Below are 17,219 nucleotides of genomic sequence, written 5' to 3'. Positions count from 1 at the left end.
AGTTGATTTCTGAAAACCGCAATACGATTCTCGCAATCGTTCTGTCCCTGATTGTTCTGCTCGGCTGGCAATACTTCGTTGCCGCGCCTCAGTTGGAACGCCAGCAGGCCGAACTTCAGGCGCAGCAGGAAGCCGCACAACAGACGGCGACCGACAGCGCAAACCCAAGCAAGCCGCAACCAACCGGATCGCAGGGCGCCAATACTGCCGCGCCGGCGGCTGGACAGCAGATGGCCTTCGCCAACCGGGAGGCCGCTCTTGCCGCGTCCCAGCGCGTGACCATCGATACGCCCAGTCTGGAAGGTTCCGTCAATCTGAAGGGTGGTCGTCTCGACGACATCCGGCTGAAGGACTATCACGAGACCGTCAACAAGAGCAGCCCGACCATCGTGCTGTTCTCCCCGTCCGGCAGCCCCAAGCCGTATTACGCGGATTACGGCTGGGTGGGTGACCCGGGCACGAACCTTGCCCTGCCCGGTCCCGATACGGTCTGGTCCGTTGACGGCGAGGCGACACTGACCCCGTCAACGCCTCTGACGCTGTCCTGGGACAATGGCGCCGGTCTCATCTTCAAGCGCACGTTCTCCGTCGATGACAACTACATGTTCACGGTCAATCAGTCGGTTGAAAACACCGGCAGCGACGCGGTGACGCTTTATCCTTACGGCCTGATCGCCCGCAAGGGCATGCCGGAAACCAACGGCATCTACATTCTCCACGAAGGTCTGCTTGGCGTGTTCGGCGCGGAAGGCCTGAAGGAAGTCGATTACGACGATCTGGTGGAAGAAAGCTCCATTCGGCCGTCCAAGGTCGACCAGGGCTGGCTCGGCATTACCGACAAGTACTGGGCCGCGACGCTGATCCCGACCCCCGGTCAGGAATTTCAGCCGGGCTTCAGCCATTCGGCCACCACCGACGTGTTCCAGGCCGACTATCTCGGCAACGGTGTGACCGTCGCGGGCGGTTCGACCGGTGAAACCAGTTCGTATCTGTTTGCTGGCGCCAAGGAAACCAAACTTCTCGACGGGTATGAAGAAGCGCTGAGCATCGAGCGGTTCGAGCTTCTGATCGACTGGGGCTGGTTCTACTTCCTCACCAAGCCGATGTTCTTCGCCATCGACTATTTCTTCCACCTGTTCGGCAATTTCGGCGTCGCCATTCTGGTCGTCACCGTTATCGTCAAGCTGATCTTCTTCCCGCTGGCCAACAAGTCCTACGTCTCCATGAGCAAGATGAAGCTCGTGCAGCCGCAGATGACGGAAATTCGGGAGAAATATTCCGACGACCGGCAGAAGCAGCAACAGGCGCTGATGGAGCTCTACAAGAAAGAGAAGATCAATCCGCTGGCCGGCTGTCTGCCGATCGTTGTGCAGATCCCGGTGTTCTTCTCGCTCTACAAGGTGCTCTACGTCACCATTGAAATGCGGCATGCACCGTTCTTCGGCTGGATCCAGGACCTTTCGGCGCCGGACCCGACCACCCTCTTCAACCTGTTCGGCCTGATCCCCTGGGATCCGCCGCAGATGCTGATGCTGGGCGTCTGGCCGCTGATCATGGGTATCACCATGTTCATCCAGATGAAGATGAACCCGGCTCCGCCCGATCCGACCCAGCAGATGATCTTCACCTGGATGCCCGTGATCTTCACCTTCATGCTGGCCTCTTTCCCGGCCGGACTGGTGATCTACTGGGCGTGGAACAACACCCTGTCCGTGACGCAGCAATATGTGATCATGCGCCGTCAGGGAGCCAAGGTGGAGCTCTGGGACAATCTGGGATCCCTGTTCAAACGCAAGAAGGCGGCTCCCGACGACAAGAACTGAGGCAGTCCGAGCCCAAGGTAAAAACGAGAAGGCCCGCCATTCGGCGGGCTATTTCTTTTTCGGGCAGATCACACCGGTTAAATTTACACCAACTGCATTGGCTGGCCGCCTGTGATGGGTGGCGTGCGGACAGTGTGCTGGTCCGCTGTGAAGCCGATGGCGTGGTTGTTGCCTAGTAGGTACGTGGAGATGGTCTGCATGATCCGCGATCGCGCCGCGCTGTCCTGAAAGCGCAAGGTGCGTAATCCATTTACATAGGCCGTGAAGGTCGGATCCGGCGCATTCGTGTTTGGGCTGAAACCGATCTGCTTGTCGCTCAACTTGACTTCGTAGCCGAACATCGAGAGCCCGAGCAATTCGCGCGTCAGTACACGGGGAATGTTTAGTTTTGTGTCCCAGAACATCTGCATGTTCCAGCTGAAAAAGCGCTGCCAGACCATAAGCCTGTACTCTTCGGTGTTTTTCAGAAAGGACTCCGGTGGATTTCCGTTAAGTCTCCCGGCGTATTGGGCATGCAAGCGAGCCAGGTCCGGCTTCAGCGAAGCTTCGCATTCACGCCAGATCCCCTGCTCGTAGTGGTCAAGCGCAATCACGAAATCATGCTGCGCGGTCGCCGAACCGACGATCAATGCATCGTTCAGGATCGGGGTCCAGCGGTCTTCGCTGAGGATGCTGCCTACGCCGTTCACCGGGACAACGCGATTGTCCGGATTTGCGGGTGGGGGAACCGGCATGCCGTTCCGGTCTACTGTGGGCCGCGGTGCCTCGCGAGCCGCTTGTGCCTCGCGGGCCGCGACAACGGTCGGTGCGTCCTGGATGCCGTTCAGGCCGGTAATGCCGAAGGCGAATATCAGATCCCGTGCCATACGGATGCTTGTGCCACCCAGTACGATGAATTCAAGCTCGTTCCTGGCCGTGGCGTCGTAGAGCCGGTAAGCCGCGCGAATATAGGCGGGCATGACACACTCATTGTTCCAGGAAGCATGACGCCACCATCCGACCCATCTGTTGTCCTACCGGTAGATATCCTGCAGCGCTTCGATTTCCCTTTTGAAGGCAGTCCATTGCAAATGCGGCATCGTGATTTCCCCTCTTCAACCTAGAGACAGGCGCTTGCCCGCTGACGGCAAGATAGAGGCAGGAGCGGCCTGACACTTGTGACGCCGCACACAGCAAAACCTGCAATAGCCGCCAAGGTGTCCTTCTTCCTCACAGGAAGTAAGAAGCGCGCCGCGTTCTGTTTCTTGAAAGACACAACCGGACTGCAAAACCGGTTCGGGTGGCAGGCTTGGCTTGACCCGGTTATGGAGGCCATGGTTCATTCAGCCATCAGTGAGGATCCCCCCCTTAAGGAGTGCATGGACCGATGATCCGATAAAGCAAGACCTGATCCGCAAGGCGAAGCCGCTCACCGGCAGGTCAACCGCGTCCGACACGCGTTTTCCACTTCCCTTGTTTTCTTGCTTTCAAGGAGGCCCCATGCACGGCCCTTCTCCCGATACGCTCCATCCGTTCAACGGCGAACCGCACACGGTTTTTCTCAAGAACCTCGTCACCCGACCGACGATCGAGATCGGAGATTTCACCTATTACAATGATGAAAGCCACGCAGCGGAGTTCGAGAACCGCAACGTACGCTACCATTTCGACTTTGTCGGCGACCGGCTGAAGATCGGAAAGTTCTGCGCGCTGGCGCAGGGTACGACCTTCATCATGAGCGGCGCCAACCACGCCATGACGGGTTTTTCCACCTTTCCGTTCAACATCTTCCACAATGGCTGGGAACAGGGCTTCGACCCTGCGACCATTTTCGACCATCTGAAGGGCGATACCATTGTCGGCCACGATGTCTGGTTCGGAACCAATGCGACGGTGATGCCCGGTGTCACCATCTGTTCGGGGGCAATCATCGGTGCGCACGCGGTCGTTGCGTCCGACGTGCCGCCCTATGCTGTGGTGGTCGGCAATCCAGCGCGGGTCGTGAAACTCCGGTTCGATGAGGCGACCATCGAACGGCTGCTTGAAATCGCCTGGTGGAATTGGCCCGTCGAAACGATTTCCCGGAACCTCGATGCAATCCGTGGTGCGGATATCAACGCGCTTGAGTCTGTCGCAGCAGAGTTGAGCAGTGATCGCGATGCGGCACGCCAAAACTAGTGACGGTTGCTTTCAGGCAGGGTAGAAGGCGCTTATGAGCGAAGAACAAAAATATTCCGATGAGGACCTCGAAGCCGGCCGGCTGATGTTCTGCCGGCCATGGGACTTTCTGACCAGCGTCACCGACATGGCCAATCTGCCCGAGGCAGCCGGTGCGGAGATCGCCTTTGCGGGCCGGTCGAACGTCGGCAAGTCTAGCCTGATCAACGCGCTGACCGGGCGCAAGGATCTTGCCCGCACTTCGGCAACGCCGGGCCGGACGCAGATGTTGAACTTCTTCATCGCTCCCGAGACGCCGCTGACAATCGTCGACATGCCGGGATACGGCTATGCGCAGGCGCCCAAGGAACTGGTGGAAGCCTGGACAAAGCTGGTGTTTTCCTATCTGCGCGGTCGGCCGAACCTGCGCCGGGTGATCCTTCTGATCGACAGCCGCCACGGCATCAAGAAGAACGACCTCGAAGCGATGGAGCTGCTCGACAAGGCCGCCGTCGTCTATCAGGTCGTTCTGACCAAGTCCGACAAGATCAAGCCGCCGCAGCTCGTTCGCCTGATCGAGGAAACGCAGGCCATCTTGCGCAAACGGGTGGCTGCCCATCCGGAAATCCTGGCCACCTCCTCGGAAAAGAACCGCGGTGTCGATGAACTGCGGGCGGAGCTGTTTCTTCTGGCCACTCAATGACGCCTGCTTCCTGCGCCGATTGTGAAGCCACTTCAAACCGGCTATAGCAGGGGGCTTTCGCGAGACTTTTTTCCAGCCACGGTGAGTATTTCAGTTCCATGACCACGCCTGACACCGCCACACGCGCCAACATCATTGCCCATGCCCTGCCCTATATGCAGCGCTACGACAACAAGACGGTTGTCGTGAAATACGGCGGCCATGCCATGGGCGATCCGGAACTCGGCCAGGCCTTCGCGCGCGACATCACGCTGCTGCGCCAGTCCGGTGTCAATCCGGTGGTGGTTCATGGCGGCGGTCCCCAGATCGGCAAGATGCTGCAGCGGCTGAACATCGTCAGCGAGTTCAAGGGTGGTCTGCGCGTCACCGACAGGGCGACTGTGGAAGTGGTCGAGATGGTTCTTGCCGGTTCGATCAACAAGGAAATCGTTCAGTTGATCAACGCCGAAGGCGGCCGTGCGGTTGGCCTGTGCGGCAAGGACGGCAACCTTGTGACCGCCCGCAAGCTGACCCGGACCGTAGTGGATCCGGACAGCAACATCGAAAGCGTTCTCGATCTCGGCTTCGTCGGCGAACCGGACAAGGTCGACCCGACTGTTCTGAAGCTGGTGCTGAAGGAAGACATCATTCCGGTTGTTGCCCCCGTCGCGCCTGGCGAAGACGGCGAAACCTACAACATCAATGCCGACACCGCCGCCGGTGCCATTGCGGGCTCGCTCAACGCCAAACGGCTGTTGTTCCTGACGGACGTGCCCGGCGTTCTGGACAAGGAAGGCAACCTGATCAAACAGCTCACCGTTGCCAAGGCGCATGAGCTGATTGCCGACGGCACCATTTCCGGCGGCATGATCCCCAAGGTCGAAACCTGTATCGAAGCTTTGGAGCGCGGTGTCGAAGGCGTGGTCATCCTGAACGGCAAGGTGCCGCACGCGGTGCTGCTGGAACTGTTCACCGACGGCGGTGCAGGGACGTTGATCCGCCCGTGACCGGAAAACGCCCCCTGCCCCACGAGGGCCCGCAGGCTCATCGCCGCGACCTGAGGATCTTCAAAGGCGTTGAAGCCTGGGTCTTCGATCTGGACAATACGCTCTACCCGCACGAGAGCGATCTGTTCCCGCAGATCAACGAACAGATCTCGCGCTATGTACAGAAGACATTGAACCTGCCGCCCGACGAGGCGATGGCGCATCAGAAGGAGCTCTATCACGAGTTCGGCACGACCTTGCGCGGCCTGATGAGCAATCACGATATCGATCCGGACGACTACCTGCGTTTCGTCCACGATATCGATTATTCGACCCTGAGACCCGATCCGGAGCTTGCCGCCGCGATCGAGGCCCTGCCGGGGCGAAAATTCATCTTCACCAATGGCGACCGCCCGCATGCGGAACGCACTGCGGCCGCGCTCGGCATCGCGGATCATTTCGAGGACATCTTCGACATCGTCTCGGCGGATCTTGTGCCCAAGCCCAACAAGGTCACCTACGAGCGGTTTCTGGCACATACGGGCGTCGCACCGGCGCGCGCCGCCATGTTCGAGGATCTGGCCAAGAACCTGACCGTGCCGCACGCCCTCGGCATGTGCACGACGCTGATCCTGCCGACCGGCACACGGGAGGTGTTTCAGGAGACCTGGGACATGGAAGGCGAACCCTATCCGCATGTGGATTTCGTCACCGATGAGCTGACCGGGTTCCTGAAGGCCGTGCTCGGCGCGATCGGCTAGCGCCCAACCGTACGGCAAACCCTGATATTCCCAATAACTGTGAAAGTGCTGCACAGTTCCTGCACATCGCCCGATGCATAGAAGACCTGCCGGACCGGTTACGGACCGGCCGGTTTCTTCAGCAGAGGCGTCACATGTTACCCACCGGGCTCGTCCAACCGCTCCAATCCCCCTCCCGTCCCGGCTCCGGAACGGAGAGGCTTATCAACCACCTCCTGCACGGGCTGCGTCCGGTCTTTGGAACCGGCCTCTTCGGCCTGGCGGCGACGGAGTTTCTCGCCTTCGGCCTGAAGCAGGCCTATGCCTGCATCTTCGGTGGTCTGCTGCTCGCAATCATCCTTCTGACGCGGTTCGTCTATCCAGATGATGCTGCTCTCACCCGCTACGACTTCCTGTTTCTTGCCGCCGTTGGTCTTCAGATCGCGATGCTTGCAACGCGTCTGGAATCGCTGGACGAAGCCAGGATCATCCTGATCTTTCACGTGGTCGGCACGGTCATGGAAATCTTCAAGACGTCCGCCGGGTCCTGGGTCTATCCGGAGGAAAGCCTCTTCCGCATCGGCGGCGTGCCCCTGTTCACCGGGTTCATGTATGCCTCCGTCGGCAGCTATCTCGCCCGGGTCTCGCGGATCTTCCACTTCGCCTATACCGGCTACCCGCCCTTGTGGACCACATGGCTGTTTGCGCTCGCGATCTATGTGAACTTCTTCAGCCACCATTTCATCATCGATCTGCGGCTTGGTCTGTTTGCCCTGCTTTTTCTGCTCTATGGGCGCACCTGGGTTCATTATTCGGTGTTCCGCTACCGCCACAAGATGCCTTTGGTGCTCGGCTTTTTTCTGGTCGCCCTGTTCATCTGGATTGCGGAGAATATCGGCACCTTCGCCCGCGCCTGGCAGTATCCGGACCAGGCCGATGCCTGGACGCTGGTTTCCATTGCAAAGTTGAATGCCTGGGTACTGCTGATGATCATTTCCTTCGTGCTGGTCACGCTCGTGAACAGGCCGGAACGGGAAAGTTCCGCCGGAAAGGCCTGATCCATCTCGACAGGATCTGCGGGCTTCATTATTGAAGAATGTTCAACTTTCCGGAGATCGACCATGGCGTCCCTGCGTGCGCTTCATGCCTTTTCCCTGCTGGCCCGTCACGGACGCGCATCGCTTGCGGCGGAAAAGCTCGGCGTTTCGCCGTCGGCCTTGTCTCACCTGATGCGCAAGCTGGAAAACGAGCTGGGAGCGACCCTGGTCAACCGGGATGGGCGTGGTCTTACCCTGACCGAAGAGGGACAACGGCTGGCGCTGAGCATGGGGGATGCCTTCGACCGGATAGAAGAAGCGGTCGACAGCTTCCGCCGGCGCGGGCGTACGGAATTGAGGATCAGCACGGTTTCCACCTTTGCCACCCGCTGGCTGATCCCGCGGCTGCCTCAGTTCCAGGCGAACCAGCCGGATGTGGAGCTGCTGTTGTCCGCCTCCACCCGGATGGTCGATCTCGACCGCGAGAACTACGACTGCGCGATACGGCTGGGCACCGGCAACTGGCCAAGTGTTGAGAGCCATCTCTTGTGGAAGGAACACCTGGCAGTGGCGATGGCGCCGGGACTGCTCCGCGGCAAGGATGCGGCGGATACCTCCGTCCTGGGCGGCCTCAGACTTCTGCACAGCGCCTCCCGGCGCGGCGACTGGACGCGCTGGCTGGAGGAGAGCGGGCTCAGCCACTCGGACACGAAATCAGGAACCGTGCTGCAGAGCCGGGATCTCGCCATCCAGGCCGCCATTGCTGGCATGGGCGCGATCGTGATCGACAGGCGCTTCGTTTCCCAGGAACTGGACGCGGGCCATCTGATCATGCCGGACTGGAACCTGGTTGAGCTGGAGACCGGATACTGGTTCGTGCGCTCGCCAGCCCGCACGCTGACCCGGCCTGTCGCCGCGTTCCGGGACTGGTTGCAAACCACTGCGTGAAGACCGGAATTGGCAGCGCACGCTTGCGTTCCTCTTGCAAAAGGCCCCATTGTTTGCACGGGCTGCCGGATTTCCGTTCAAGGCAATGCTCTGAGGCAGCTCTTCATGGGGGATACTTTGGGGGAAGTATTATGCGTAAGGGGCTTTTGAGCGCCGTTTTGTTGGCGTTCTCTTTCGTTTATTTTGCTGGTGCCACAGCACCGGCATCCGCGGAAACGCTGCACTGGCGGTTTGAAAGCAAGCATCCGAACATTGTCGATGTGGAGCTTTATTCCGACACCCGCCGCGGGCATGTCTGGCCGGGCAACAAGAAGATCTACGTGCTCGACGATTTTTCGACGAAGACGATCAACATCTCCTGCCAGCGCGGCGAGAAGGTCTGCTACGGCGCCTGGGTGCGCAATCGCAGTAATCTTTACTGGGGCGTCGGCTACAAGAACCGCAACCGCTGTTCAAGCTGCTGCTACACCTGCAACGGCGGCCAGACCAAGGTGATCGTGCTCAATCCGTGAGGGATGAAAACCGAAACGGCCGGGCGTGATGCCCGGCCGTTCGTTTTGATGAGTGATGGCCGACGATCAGACGCTTTCGAGCGCGATCGCGATACCCTGACCAACACCGATGCACATGGTGGCAAGTGCCCGCTTGGCACCGCGAAGCTGCATTTCCAGAGCCGCCGTGCCGGCAATACGCGCACCCGACATGCCGAGCGGGTGGCCAAGCGCGATGGCACCGCCGTTGGGATTGACGTGGGCTGCATCTTCGGCAATTCCGAGCTGGCGCAGGACCGCAATCCCCTGGCTTGCGAAGGCTTCGTTGAGTTCGACAACATCGAAATCGGTCGGCTTGATGCCGAGCCGCTCGCACAGCTTCTTGGTTGCCGGTGCCGGGCCGATGCCCATGATGCGCGGCTCGACGCCTGCCGTCGCGCCGCCGGAAATGCGGGCGATTGGCGTCAGGCCGTATTTGCGGGCTGCGGCTTCAGAGGCAACGATCAGCGCGGCCGCACCGTCGTTGACGCCAGACGCATTGCCAGCGGTGACGCTGCCGCCTTCGCGGAAGGGCGCGCGCAGCTTGGCCAGGGCTTCCAGCGAGGTTGCCCGCGGATGCTCGTCCTTGTCGACGACAATGGGATCGCCCTTGCGCTGGGGAATGGTCACCGGTGTGATTTCCCGCGCCAGTCGGCCGTTTTCCTGGGCTGCCGCCGCCTTGTCTTGCGAACGCAGGGCAAAGGCGTCCTGATCCTCACGGGAAACGGCATAGTCTTCGGCAACGTTCTCGCCGGTCTCCGGCATGGAATCGATGCCATATTGCTTCTTCATCAGAGGATTGACGAAGCGCCAGCCGATGGTGGTGTCGAAAATCTCGTTCTGACGCGAGAAAGCGGTTTCCGCCTTCGGCATGACAAACGGTGCGCGGGACATGGATTCCACGCCACCGGCAATCGCCAGTTCCATTTCACCCGCCTTGATAGCCCGGGCTGCGCTGATGACCGCATCCATGCCCGAACCGCACAGGCGGTTCAAGGTGGTGCCAGGCACGGTTTCTGGCAGCCCGGCAAGCAGCAGGCTCATGCGGGCAACGTTGCGGTTGTCCTCGCCGGCCTGGTTGGCGCAGCCGAAAAACACTTCCTCGACCGCTGCCCAGTCCATGTTCTGATGACGCTCCATCAGCGCCTTCAGCGGAATGGCGCCAAGGTCATCGGCGCGAACGGAGGACAGCGCCCCGCCAAAGCGGCCGATGGGCGTACGGATATAATCGCAAATAAAGGCTTCAGCCATTTTACACCTCGGGAACAACAAGATCGGCGACAGCGCCGGTAACAAGAAGCTCTGCACCGGTGACCGCCTGAAGATCTTCAAGCGACAGGCCGAGCAGTTTTTCACGCAGCACAAAGCGGCCGTTCTCGATATCGATCACCGCCAGGCTGGTATAGACACGGGTCACGCAGCCGACACCGGTGAGCGGCAGCGAGCAGCGCTTGACCAGTTTCGGCTGTCCTTTTTTGGTCACGTGATCGGTGATGACGGCAACACGCTTGGCGCCGTGCACAAGATCCATCGCCCCACCAACCGCAGGAACACCCTTCGGGCCGGTCGACCAGTTGGCAAGGTCGCCATTTTCGGCAACTTCATAAGCGCCCAGAATAGCCACGTCCAGATGCCCGCCGCGCACCATCGCGAAGCTGTCGGCATGGTGGAAGAAGGCAGCGCCCGGCTTCAGTGTGACGGCTTTCTTGCCGGCGTTGATCAGGTCCCAGTCTTCTGAGCCTGCTTCAGGCGCCTGGCCGAAGCCGAGAAGCCCGTTCTCGGTGTGAAAGATCGCTTCCCGGCCGTCCGGCTGAAACTGGGCGACCTTCTCGGGAAAACCGATGCCGAGGTTCACATAGGCACCATCGGCAATATCCTGTGCCGCGCGCCAGGCGATCTGGTTGTTTGACAGTTTTTCCATCTCAGGCCTCCAGCGGATAGGCGGCGTTGGCGCGGTTGAGGTCTTCTTCCTGCAGCGGATTGGCGACCTCAACGACCTTTTGAACGAAGATACCCGGCGTGACGACGACTTCAGGATCAATCCCGCCAGCATCAACAATCCGGCTGGCCTGCACGATGGCCTCTGCCGCTGCCATGCACATCAGCGGATTGAAATTCCGGGCCGCCATCCGATAGGTCAGATTGCCGAAGGTATCCGCCGTTTCGGCCTTCACCAGCGCAACATCGGCCTTCAGCCAGCGTTCCTGCACATACATTCGGCCGTCGAATTCGGCGACCGGCTTGTCCTTTGCCAGATCCGTTCCGTAGGAAGACGGTGTATAGAAGGCAGGAATACCCGCACCGCCCGCGCGGATCCTTTCCGCCAGCGTGCCCTGGGGCACCAGTTCCAGCTCGATGCCGCCTGCCAGATAAATCTCGGTGAAGACCACCGGATCGGCAGAGCGCGGGAAGGAGCAGATCAGCTTGCGCACCATGCCCGCTTCAATAAGTGCGGCCAGGCCCACATGACCGTTGCCGGCATTGTTGTTGATGACGACGAGGTCCTTCGGATGCCCCGTCTCGCGATAGCGGTCAATCAGCGCATGGATCAGCTCGATGGGAGATCCGGAGCCGCCGAAGCCGCCGATCATCACCGTCATGCCGTCCTCAATCCCCGCCACGGCGGTGGCAAGGTCGGAAACCGTCTTGTCCATCATTGTCTCCTTCTCGGGCATCACCCGAAGCGGCTGGCGTTTGCATCAAGACAGGATGTCTCCTGAACTCAAGGCCAGCCCGCCCACGGGCTTTGCAGTGCCCAAGGAGATAGCGATGGCAGGTGTCTTTCGTCCAATTGATTTGTGCGATATGCTCCATTTGTTTACATATCGCACAAATCGACATCACATGAGACAAAACACATGATTGCGGAACGGGACATCATGGGGGGCCTCGCCAAGGGGCTACAGGTCATCGAGACCTTTACCGCCGACCGGCCGCGTCAGTCGATCTCAGAGGTTGCCAACGCATCCGGCCTTGACCGGGCAACCTCCCGCCGGTGCCTGCTGACACTGGCGCATCTGGGATATGCCAACTGGGACGGCAAGTTCTTCACGCTGACCCCGCAGGTGCTGCGGCTGGGGACCGCCTGCCTTGCCACCATGCCCTTGCCCCGTGTCGTGCAGCCACTGCTCGATCGCCTGTCGGAACAGATCGGCGAAAGCTCGTCAGTGTCGATCCTCGACGGCGACGAGATTGTCTATGTGGCCCGCGCCGCCCGAACGAAGGTCATGTCGATTGCCCTGATGCCGGGTTCACGGTTGCCGGCCCATTGCTCGTCCATGGGCCGCGTCATGCTGGCCGCCCTGCCGGAGAGCGAGGCCAAGGCGCGGCTGGAGGCCATGACCCTGACAGCGCTGACACCGAAGACCCTCACCCGGGTGGACGCCATTCTGGCCGAACTTGGCAACACCCGGAGCCAGGGGTTTGCGATGATCGATCAGGAGGTTGAACCCGGACTGTGTTCCATCGCGGTCCCGGTTCAAAATTCCCACGGCCACACGATTGCCGCGCTCAATGTCGGTTACGCCAGCACGTCCGCCGGGCCTGAAACAGCAAAAACAAAGTTCCTCCCCGCCCTGCAGAATATCCAGACGGAGCTGCGCCCGCTGCTGACGTGAGGTGCATTTGAGTGTGGGTCAGGTGCGTGTGCCTGTGAAACGTCTCCCTCCCTGTCGGACTGCCCCCCAAAGGTTGGCACTTCCCCGTCTCCGTCTCACTCTCCCTCGCCCTCTCCTTCGTCATCCCGGACGCAGCGCAGCGAAGATCCGGGATGACGACGGAGAGGGCGAGGTCTTTCCAAGAGAGGACAATTCCGCACTGTCTGTGGCTCTCCGATCCCGGCTCGCGCTTCGCTTGGCCGGGATGACGATGGAGACTTTATCAAGTTGGGGACGCGGTGCTTTCTCAAGCCAATGACCGGGCCTCTTGTTCTTCACCGCGCGCTGCGCCTTCCCTAGCACCCGTGATCTTCTGCAGCATCGGGGCGAGTTCGGGGTGGCGGAACCTGAAGCCTGCGGCGACCAGTTTTGCCGGTACGACACGCTGACCGGCCAGCATCGTCTCCCGGCCCATGACACCGAGCGCCGTCGACAGAAGACAGGCAGGCAGGCGCAGGAATGCGGGGCGGTGAAGCGCCCTGGCCAGAGCGCCGGTGAATTCCGCATTCCGGACCGGCGCGGGTGCGGCGGCATTCACGGGGCCGGACAGGGTTTCATCGGCCACCGTGCGGGCAATGATGCGGATGAGATCGTCCCGCTCGATCCAGGACATCCACTGGCGGCCAGAGCCCATCGCGCCGCCGCCACCGAATTCGAACGGCGTCAGCAGCTTTGCCAGAATGCCGCCCTCGACACCGAGGACCAGACCGATCCGCAAAAGTACGACACGCACTCCGTCCCGCTCCAGCTTTTGTGCCGCCTGTTCCCAGCGCTCGCAGACTTCGTGGACGAAGGCAGGTTCGAAGTTTGCGTCTTCGGTCAGGGTTTCATCGCCGCGCAGACCGTACCAGCCGATGGCGGAACCGTTGATCAGGCAGGCTGGTTTCGTGTCGAGGCGCCCGACCAGTGCCTGCAATGCTTCGGTCATTTCAACGCGGGAGCCTATGATCCTTGCGCGCTTGCGGCTCGTCCACAAGCCATTGGCAATCGGGTCTCCTGCCAGGTTGACGATGGCATCGAAATGTTCGGCATCGTGGATCTGGTCAAGACAGGTGATCAAACGGACAGGATGAGCCAGGCCCTCCGCCTTGCGGAGATCGCGGGTCAAAACCGTGACGAAATGGCCGCCTCTCACCAGCGCTTCCACCAGGCGCTGACCGATAAAACCGGTGCCGCCCGTCACGAGGATGCGCCGCCGCGGCGGCAAGGCCGCAACCAGACCTGCCGGATCAGCACCGCGAAGCCTGTCGCTGCGCGCGGCCGCAAGCAGATCACGCGCGCTGAACAGTCCGACACCAAGTGCCGAGACGGTGGAAAGCACACTCCACCAGCCATAGCTGACGGGGATCAGCGCGCTTGGCAGGAACGACCATTGCCACAGCACCGGCGCGGCCAGAGCCAGGATCGCGCCATAGTTCAAGGCCAGCAGCGTGTGGTTGATCCTTTCGGTCCAAGGCAGCTTGCGGGTCATGTCTTCCTCGACAAAATCCCAAAGCGTGATCAGCACCTCGGCGACAAGGATAGCGCTCAACAGCATGGTGTAGACCCCATGCGGTTCCAGCCAGCCGAAACAGAGGAAGATCACCGCGTAGAAGAAATTGCGCACGCCGTGCAGCCGCAGTTCGGTTTTCTGCGACGGACGCCAAGCCAGGCGCTCGCTGCCTTCATGGTGCACAAGCGTATCGAATGCGCCCATGAATATCTGGATGGAGATCAACGTCCAGAGAAGAGGATTATCCATGATCAAGTCTCCATGTCGTGAAAGAGCGCGTCCTGGCGAACCAGTTCGCCGAAAACACGGCTCTTGAGGGAAAGGGTGAACAGGAAGCGGTCCTTGCCGAGATCCCGGTGCGTGATCGTCAGTGCTCCGGGCCGGAGCCAGGCGGGCAGCCGCAGCCGCCACCGTCCGGCTTGCAGAAAATAGTGATCGCTTTCGAACCTGAGACCATCTGCGAGGGCATTCACCCGCAGCGCCATGCCGATCCCCGCGCCGATGTATTCCTCGATGCCGGTCGGGCCTTCGAACCGCTTGGAACTGTGGATCACCTGCGGAAAGCCCGAGGCACGGCCGTATTGGCGGGTCCAGAACTGGCCGTCGCTGGCGATATCTTCGGTGACGGAAACAACGGCAGGCTGGTTGAGAGAGGATCTGTCGTAGGGAAGCGGACCGCCGACAAGCCGCGCGAGCTGCGCCAGAATGCTTCCGGCAAGGTTCAGTCGCATGGTTATCACCAGACCCTGATAGACGACGCTTGCCCCGCCGCTCAGGCGCTTGCCGAATCGGCGGCGGACAGCGGCAGGCAGGCGGTGCCAGGCGGCTTCTCCCAGGAGATCGCGGAAACGGCGGTCGCCCGCTTCGGGCTGCTCCACAGTGGCGCTTGCGTTTCGCATTTCCAATCCCTCCTGTTATGTCGGTTATTTCTGTATAAAGAGAAATTACTTTTCAAAATTTTTTGACCTTATACCGGGCAGCAGGCCTACAGGCCTCTCACCCTATCGGTATGTCGCTGACCATGGCACCCGCCTGACCTGTCGAGACGAGACTGAGGTTGAGGGAGAACGCACGGATGGCTCAGCCTTCGTTCCTCAGCCTTTCTTGCCGCCGATCTTGAGCAGCGAGAGAACCTTGTCGCCCATCTTCATCAAGCTGGCGAGTTTCGACTTCGGCACACTCAGCATCTGCTCCGACCAACGGTCGGCCGTCGTCAGAAACTGATGCATCTCCTGCATGCGCTCCAGCGCGACGGGGTGAAGTGTCTTCTCCTTTTCCGCCTGGCGCACACAGACATCAATGGCGCGGATTGCCGGATCGATCTCCCGTTCCTTGCGGCCTTTCGCAATCAGCAGTGCCATTTCCCAGACGTCTGTCTCGGCCACGAAATGCTCCCGGCGATCCCCTGCGACAGGCACTCGCTGGATCAGTCGCCATCCGACCAGTTCCTTAAGGGAGTTGGAGACATTGGACCGCGCAATGCCCAGTTCCTCGGAAATCTGCTCCGCATTCATCGGCTCCGGGCTCAGGAACAGCAGCGCATGGATCTGCGCCACCGAACGATTGACGCTCCACTGGCTGCCCATGTCGCCCCAGTAGAGGATGAACTTCTCTTTTGCCGAAGGGTCGGCTTTGTCGGTAATTTCTGTCATGACAGAAATTTGTGACGAAAACCGATTGATGTCAATGGCGAAGTTCGCCAGTGGATGCGGCGCGTTTCAAAAATGAGGAGGATTGCCGGTCAGCGCCCGCTTGCATGAGGCTCAAGTTCGGTATGGTGCCCACCGGACGCGCTAGCCCCTTGGCCGGAAAAAGGGGTGTCCCCTAGGGCTTGTGCGTGGTCCTTTTCCTCTGCCCCGACCGGGAAAACGTCCTCCAATACGGCCAGACGGTCGAGGATGGCTTCCCGTTTGGCTTCAAGCTCGGCGCTGAGCCGGTCGATGTGCTCGAGTTTTTTCAGGAGCTGCGGAATACCGCCCTCGCAGGGGCCGGACCCTTCGTCGGAAAGACATGCGGCCATCGCACGAACTTCTCGCGTTGAAAAACCCGTGGCGATGAAATCGCGGATCCGGCCGGCCCGGCGCAGGTCTGCGGCACTGTAGATGCGATAGCCGTTTTCCGAGCGGCGGGTTTCCATCAGGCCCGACTTTTCATAGTGGCGCAGCATCCGCTCCGTAATGCCAAGCCGTTCGGCTGCTTCCTTGATCTGCATGTCGACCCCTTTCATCGCCGGTCTAGCACCTTGACGCTAGTGTCAGGGTCAAGCCCTGTTCTCCCGGGAACGCTCACTTCAGGTCTTCAAGTGGCGAAGGGCACCCTCCCCATCAAGGGGAGGATGCCTGAATTTGCCCTTGCTCAAGGAAGCTCAGACAGCCTGGCTGCGAAGCGACCAGCCACCGTCAATCGTGATCACCTGCGCGGTGAGCCACTTATTATCAGAACTGCCGAGCTGCAGGATCCACGGCACAAGATCGGAGGTCAGTCCGCGCCGGCCCAGGGGAACCTGAGCTGCTTCGGTTTCCTCGATGGTTTGCGCGACTTCCGGCGGCAGACCCATCATGCCTGTGAGAGCACCGCTCTTCACGGGACCGGGAGAGACGGCGTTCACCCGTACTCCGTCGCCGGCCAGCTCGATGGCCCAGGACCGTGTCAGATGTTCAAGCGCCGCCTTGGTGGCCGCATAATGCGCCAGGCCCGGTGCCGCATTCTGCGAGACTGCGGTTCCGATGTTGACGACCGCCCCCTTGCTGTCCCGCAAGGCCGATTGGGCCTCCTTCAACAGAAGAGACGGCGCAACGATGTTCACCGAACAGATTTGCGAAAGCGTCTCGGCATCATAGGCCTCGATAGGCAGCGGTTTGCCCGCACCTGCATTGTTGACGACAAGATCCAGCCGGCCCCATCGGCCCAGTGCCGCCTCGACTGCGTGCTGGCTGCCTGCCGGATCGGCGCTATCTGCTTGCACGGCCTCGATTGCCCCACTCCTGCCTGCAACGCCGGCAAGCTTTGCGGCATCACGCCCCGTGATGACCACATTCGCGCCCTGCCCGGTCAACGCCAGTGCAGTGGCCTCTCCAATTCCGGAGCTTCCGCCTGTCACGATGGCAACCTTGCCCTGCCAGTTTGTCCGTTCATTCATCTTGGCTTGCTTTCCTGAATTAACACCTGCGCAATGCGCGCCAGGCCGGT

At 60.6% G+C, this 17,219-nt stretch carries 18 protein-coding genes; 9 read left to right on the top strand and 9 right to left on the bottom strand.

What is annotated here, in order from left to right; genetic code table 11:
* Window positions 1-2 precede the first annotated feature (2 nt).
* On the top strand, window positions 3-1,823 hold the full coding sequence (gene yidC, locus SIAM614_RS10370) for a membrane protein insertase YidC (RefSeq protein ID WP_006934269.1): 1,821 nt from the start codon (window positions 3-5) through the stop codon (window positions 1,821-1,823).
* Window positions 1,824-1,906: 83 nt separating this feature from the next.
* On the opposite strand, the gene SIAM614_RS10365 is transcribed toward yidC, so the two are convergent.
* Window positions 1,907-2,782: a hypothetical protein gene (locus tag SIAM614_RS10365; protein WP_006934267.1), complete on the bottom strand. Its 876-nt coding sequence runs from the start codon at window positions 2,780-2,782 to the stop codon at window positions 1,907-1,909.
* Window positions 2,783-3,302: 520 nt separating this feature from the next.
* Between SIAM614_RS10365 and SIAM614_RS10360 the strand changes: the two genes are divergently transcribed.
* The 7 genes from SIAM614_RS10360 to SIAM614_RS10330 all read left to right on the top strand — a co-directional run bounded on the left by SIAM614_RS10360 (window position 3,303) and on the right by SIAM614_RS10330 (window position 8,864).
* The gene (locus tag SIAM614_RS10360; RefSeq protein ID WP_006934265.1) at window positions 3,303-3,980 is read left to right on the top strand and encodes a CatB-related O-acetyltransferase; all 678 of its coding nucleotides are present in this window, start codon (window positions 3,303-3,305) and stop codon (window positions 3,978-3,980) included.
* 34 nt (window positions 3,981-4,014) lie between these two features.
* Window positions 4,015-4,662 (top strand): ribosome biogenesis GTP-binding protein YihA/YsxC, encoded by a 648-nt coding sequence (yihA, locus tag SIAM614_RS10355; RefSeq protein ID WP_006934253.1) that lies wholly within the window; start codon window positions 4,015-4,017, stop codon window positions 4,660-4,662.
* A 98-nt stretch (window positions 4,663-4,760) separates the two neighbouring features.
* Window positions 4,761-5,648, top strand: a complete 888-nt coding sequence (gene argB, locus SIAM614_RS10350; protein WP_006934251.1) for an acetylglutamate kinase — start codon at window positions 4,761-4,763, stop codon at window positions 5,646-5,648.
* Window positions 5,645-6,388 (top strand): pyrimidine 5'-nucleotidase, encoded by a 744-nt coding sequence (locus SIAM614_RS10345; protein ID WP_006934249.1) that lies wholly within the window; start codon window positions 5,645-5,647, stop codon window positions 6,386-6,388. Before argB ends, SIAM614_RS10345 begins: the two co-directional genes overlap by 4 nt.
* 134 nt (window positions 6,389-6,522) lie before the next feature.
* Window positions 6,523-7,425, top strand: a complete 903-nt coding sequence (locus SIAM614_RS10340; RefSeq protein ID WP_006934248.1) for a DUF817 domain-containing protein — start codon at window positions 6,523-6,525, stop codon at window positions 7,423-7,425.
* Window positions 7,426-7,488: 63 nt separating this feature from the next.
* Window positions 7,489-8,352: a LysR substrate-binding domain-containing protein gene (locus tag SIAM614_RS10335; RefSeq protein ID WP_006934247.1), complete on the top strand. Its 864-nt coding sequence runs from the start codon at window positions 7,489-7,491 to the stop codon at window positions 8,350-8,352.
* Between the two features lie 131 nt (window positions 8,353-8,483).
* The gene (locus tag SIAM614_RS10330; RefSeq protein WP_040439807.1) at window positions 8,484-8,864 is read left to right on the top strand and encodes a hypothetical protein; all 381 of its coding nucleotides are present in this window, start codon (window positions 8,484-8,486) and stop codon (window positions 8,862-8,864) included.
* A 66-nt stretch (window positions 8,865-8,930) separates the two neighbouring features.
* Here the strand turns inward: SIAM614_RS10330 and pcaF are convergent, their stop codons facing one another.
* The 3 genes from pcaF to SIAM614_RS10315 are packed head-to-tail and all read right to left on the bottom strand — an operon-like array spanning window position 8,931 to window position 11,536.
* The gene (gene pcaF, locus SIAM614_RS10325; RefSeq protein ID WP_006934244.1) at window positions 8,931-10,133 is read right to left on the bottom strand and encodes a 3-oxoadipyl-CoA thiolase; all 1,203 of its coding nucleotides are present in this window, start codon (window positions 10,131-10,133) and stop codon (window positions 8,931-8,933) included.
* A gap of 1 nt (window position 10,134) precedes the next feature.
* Complete coding sequence (locus SIAM614_RS10320; protein WP_006934243.1) at window positions 10,135-10,803, bottom strand: 3-oxoacid CoA-transferase subunit B; 669 nt, start codon at window positions 10,801-10,803, stop codon at window positions 10,135-10,137.
* Window position 10,804: 1 nt separating this feature from the next.
* Entirely contained in the window at window positions 10,805-11,536 is a 732-nt protein-coding gene (locus SIAM614_RS10315; protein ID WP_006934242.1) for a 3-oxoacid CoA-transferase subunit A, read from the bottom strand.
* A gap of 204 nt (window positions 11,537-11,740) precedes the next feature.
* Here SIAM614_RS10315 and SIAM614_RS10310 point away from each other — a divergent pair, with 204 nt between their 5' ends.
* Complete coding sequence (locus tag SIAM614_RS10310) at window positions 11,741-12,499, top strand: IclR family transcriptional regulator domain-containing protein (protein WP_006934241.1); 759 nt, start codon at window positions 11,741-11,743, stop codon at window positions 12,497-12,499.
* Window positions 12,500-12,785: 286 nt separating this feature from the next.
* Here the strand turns inward: SIAM614_RS10310 and SIAM614_RS10305 are convergent, their stop codons facing one another.
* The 5 genes from SIAM614_RS10305 to SIAM614_RS10285 all read right to left on the bottom strand — a co-directional run bounded on the left by SIAM614_RS10305 (window position 12,786) and on the right by SIAM614_RS10285 (window position 17,169).
* Window positions 12,786-14,279 carry a TIGR01777 family oxidoreductase gene (locus tag SIAM614_RS10305; protein WP_040439805.1) on the bottom strand — a complete coding sequence of 498 codons (1,494 nt, stop codon included), beginning with the start codon at window positions 14,277-14,279 and terminating at the stop codon, window positions 12,786-12,788.
* Between the two features lie 2 nt (window positions 14,280-14,281).
* Window positions 14,282-14,929, bottom strand: a complete 648-nt coding sequence (locus tag SIAM614_RS10300) for a DUF4166 domain-containing protein (RefSeq protein ID WP_006934239.1) — start codon at window positions 14,927-14,929, stop codon at window positions 14,282-14,284.
* Between the two features lie 195 nt (window positions 14,930-15,124).
* Window positions 15,125-15,682: a GbsR/MarR family transcriptional regulator gene (locus SIAM614_RS10295; protein ID WP_006934238.1), complete on the bottom strand. Its 558-nt coding sequence runs from the start codon at window positions 15,680-15,682 to the stop codon at window positions 15,125-15,127.
* A gap of 89 nt (window positions 15,683-15,771) precedes the next feature.
* Window positions 15,772-16,257 (bottom strand): MerR family transcriptional regulator, encoded by a 486-nt coding sequence (locus tag SIAM614_RS10290; RefSeq protein WP_006934235.1) that lies wholly within the window; start codon window positions 16,255-16,257, stop codon window positions 15,772-15,774.
* A 138-nt stretch (window positions 16,258-16,395) separates the two neighbouring features.
* Window positions 16,396-17,169 carry an SDR family NAD(P)-dependent oxidoreductase gene (locus tag SIAM614_RS10285; RefSeq protein WP_006934234.1) on the bottom strand — a complete coding sequence of 258 codons (774 nt, stop codon included), beginning with the start codon at window positions 17,167-17,169 and terminating at the stop codon, window positions 16,396-16,398.
* Window positions 17,170-17,219 lie beyond the last annotated feature (50 nt).

This window comes from Roseibium aggregatum IAM 12614, from assembly GCF_000168975.1.
GTDB classification, from domain to species: Bacteria; Pseudomonadota; Alphaproteobacteria; order Rhizobiales; family Stappiaceae; genus Roseibium; species Roseibium aggregatum.
The sequence above is the reverse complement of the archived record's forward strand: the minus strand, read 5'-3'. Positions and strand labels throughout refer to the sequence as shown.

Bases quoted from the DNA above. Each gene is read 5' to 3' on its own strand.
- SIAM614_RS10365 (WP_006934267.1), bottom strand. From the start codon at position 2,782: ATGCCCGCCTATATTCGCGCGGCTTACCGGCTCTACGACGCCACGGCC.
- SIAM614_RS10360 (WP_006934265.1), top strand. From the start codon at position 3,303: ATGCACGGCCCTTCTCCCGATACGCTCCATCCGTTCAACGGCGAACCG.
- yihA (WP_006934253.1), top strand. From the start codon at position 4,015: ATGAGCGAAGAACAAAAATATTCCGATGAGGACCTCGAAGCCGGCCGG.
- argB (WP_006934251.1), top strand. From the start codon at position 4,761: ATGACCACGCCTGACACCGCCACACGCGCCAACATCATTGCCCATGCC.
- SIAM614_RS10340 (WP_006934248.1), top strand. From the start codon at position 6,523: ATGTTACCCACCGGGCTCGTCCAACCGCTCCAATCCCCCTCCCGTCCC.
- SIAM614_RS10335 (WP_006934247.1), top strand. From the start codon at position 7,489: ATGGCGTCCCTGCGTGCGCTTCATGCCTTTTCCCTGCTGGCCCGTCAC.
- SIAM614_RS10330 (WP_040439807.1), top strand. From the start codon at position 8,484: ATGCGTAAGGGGCTTTTGAGCGCCGTTTTGTTGGCGTTCTCTTTCGTT.
- pcaF (WP_006934244.1), bottom strand. From the start codon at position 10,133: ATGGCTGAAGCCTTTATTTGCGATTATATCCGTACGCCCATCGGCCGC.
- SIAM614_RS10320 (WP_006934243.1), bottom strand. From the start codon at position 10,803: ATGGAAAAACTGTCAAACAACCAGATCGCCTGGCGCGCGGCACAGGAT.
- SIAM614_RS10315 (WP_006934242.1), bottom strand. From the start codon at position 11,536: ATGGACAAGACGGTTTCCGACCTTGCCACCGCCGTGGCGGGGATTGAG.
- SIAM614_RS10310 (WP_006934241.1), top strand. From the start codon at position 11,741: ATGATTGCGGAACGGGACATCATGGGGGGCCTCGCCAAGGGGCTACAG.
- SIAM614_RS10305 (WP_040439805.1), bottom strand. From the start codon at position 14,279: ATGGATAATCCTCTTCTCTGGACGTTGATCTCCATCCAGATATTCATG.
- SIAM614_RS10300 (WP_006934239.1), bottom strand. From the start codon at position 14,929: ATGCGAAACGCAAGCGCCACTGTGGAGCAGCCCGAAGCGGGCGACCGC.
- SIAM614_RS10295 (WP_006934238.1), bottom strand. From the start codon at position 15,682: ATGACAGAAATTACCGACAAAGCCGACCCTTCGGCAAAAGAGAAGTTC.
- SIAM614_RS10290 (WP_006934235.1), bottom strand. From the start codon at position 16,257: ATGAAAGGGGTCGACATGCAGATCAAGGAAGCAGCCGAACGGCTTGGC.
- SIAM614_RS10285 (WP_006934234.1), bottom strand. From the start codon at position 17,169: ATGAATGAACGGACAAACTGGCAGGGCAAGGTTGCCATCGTGACAGGC.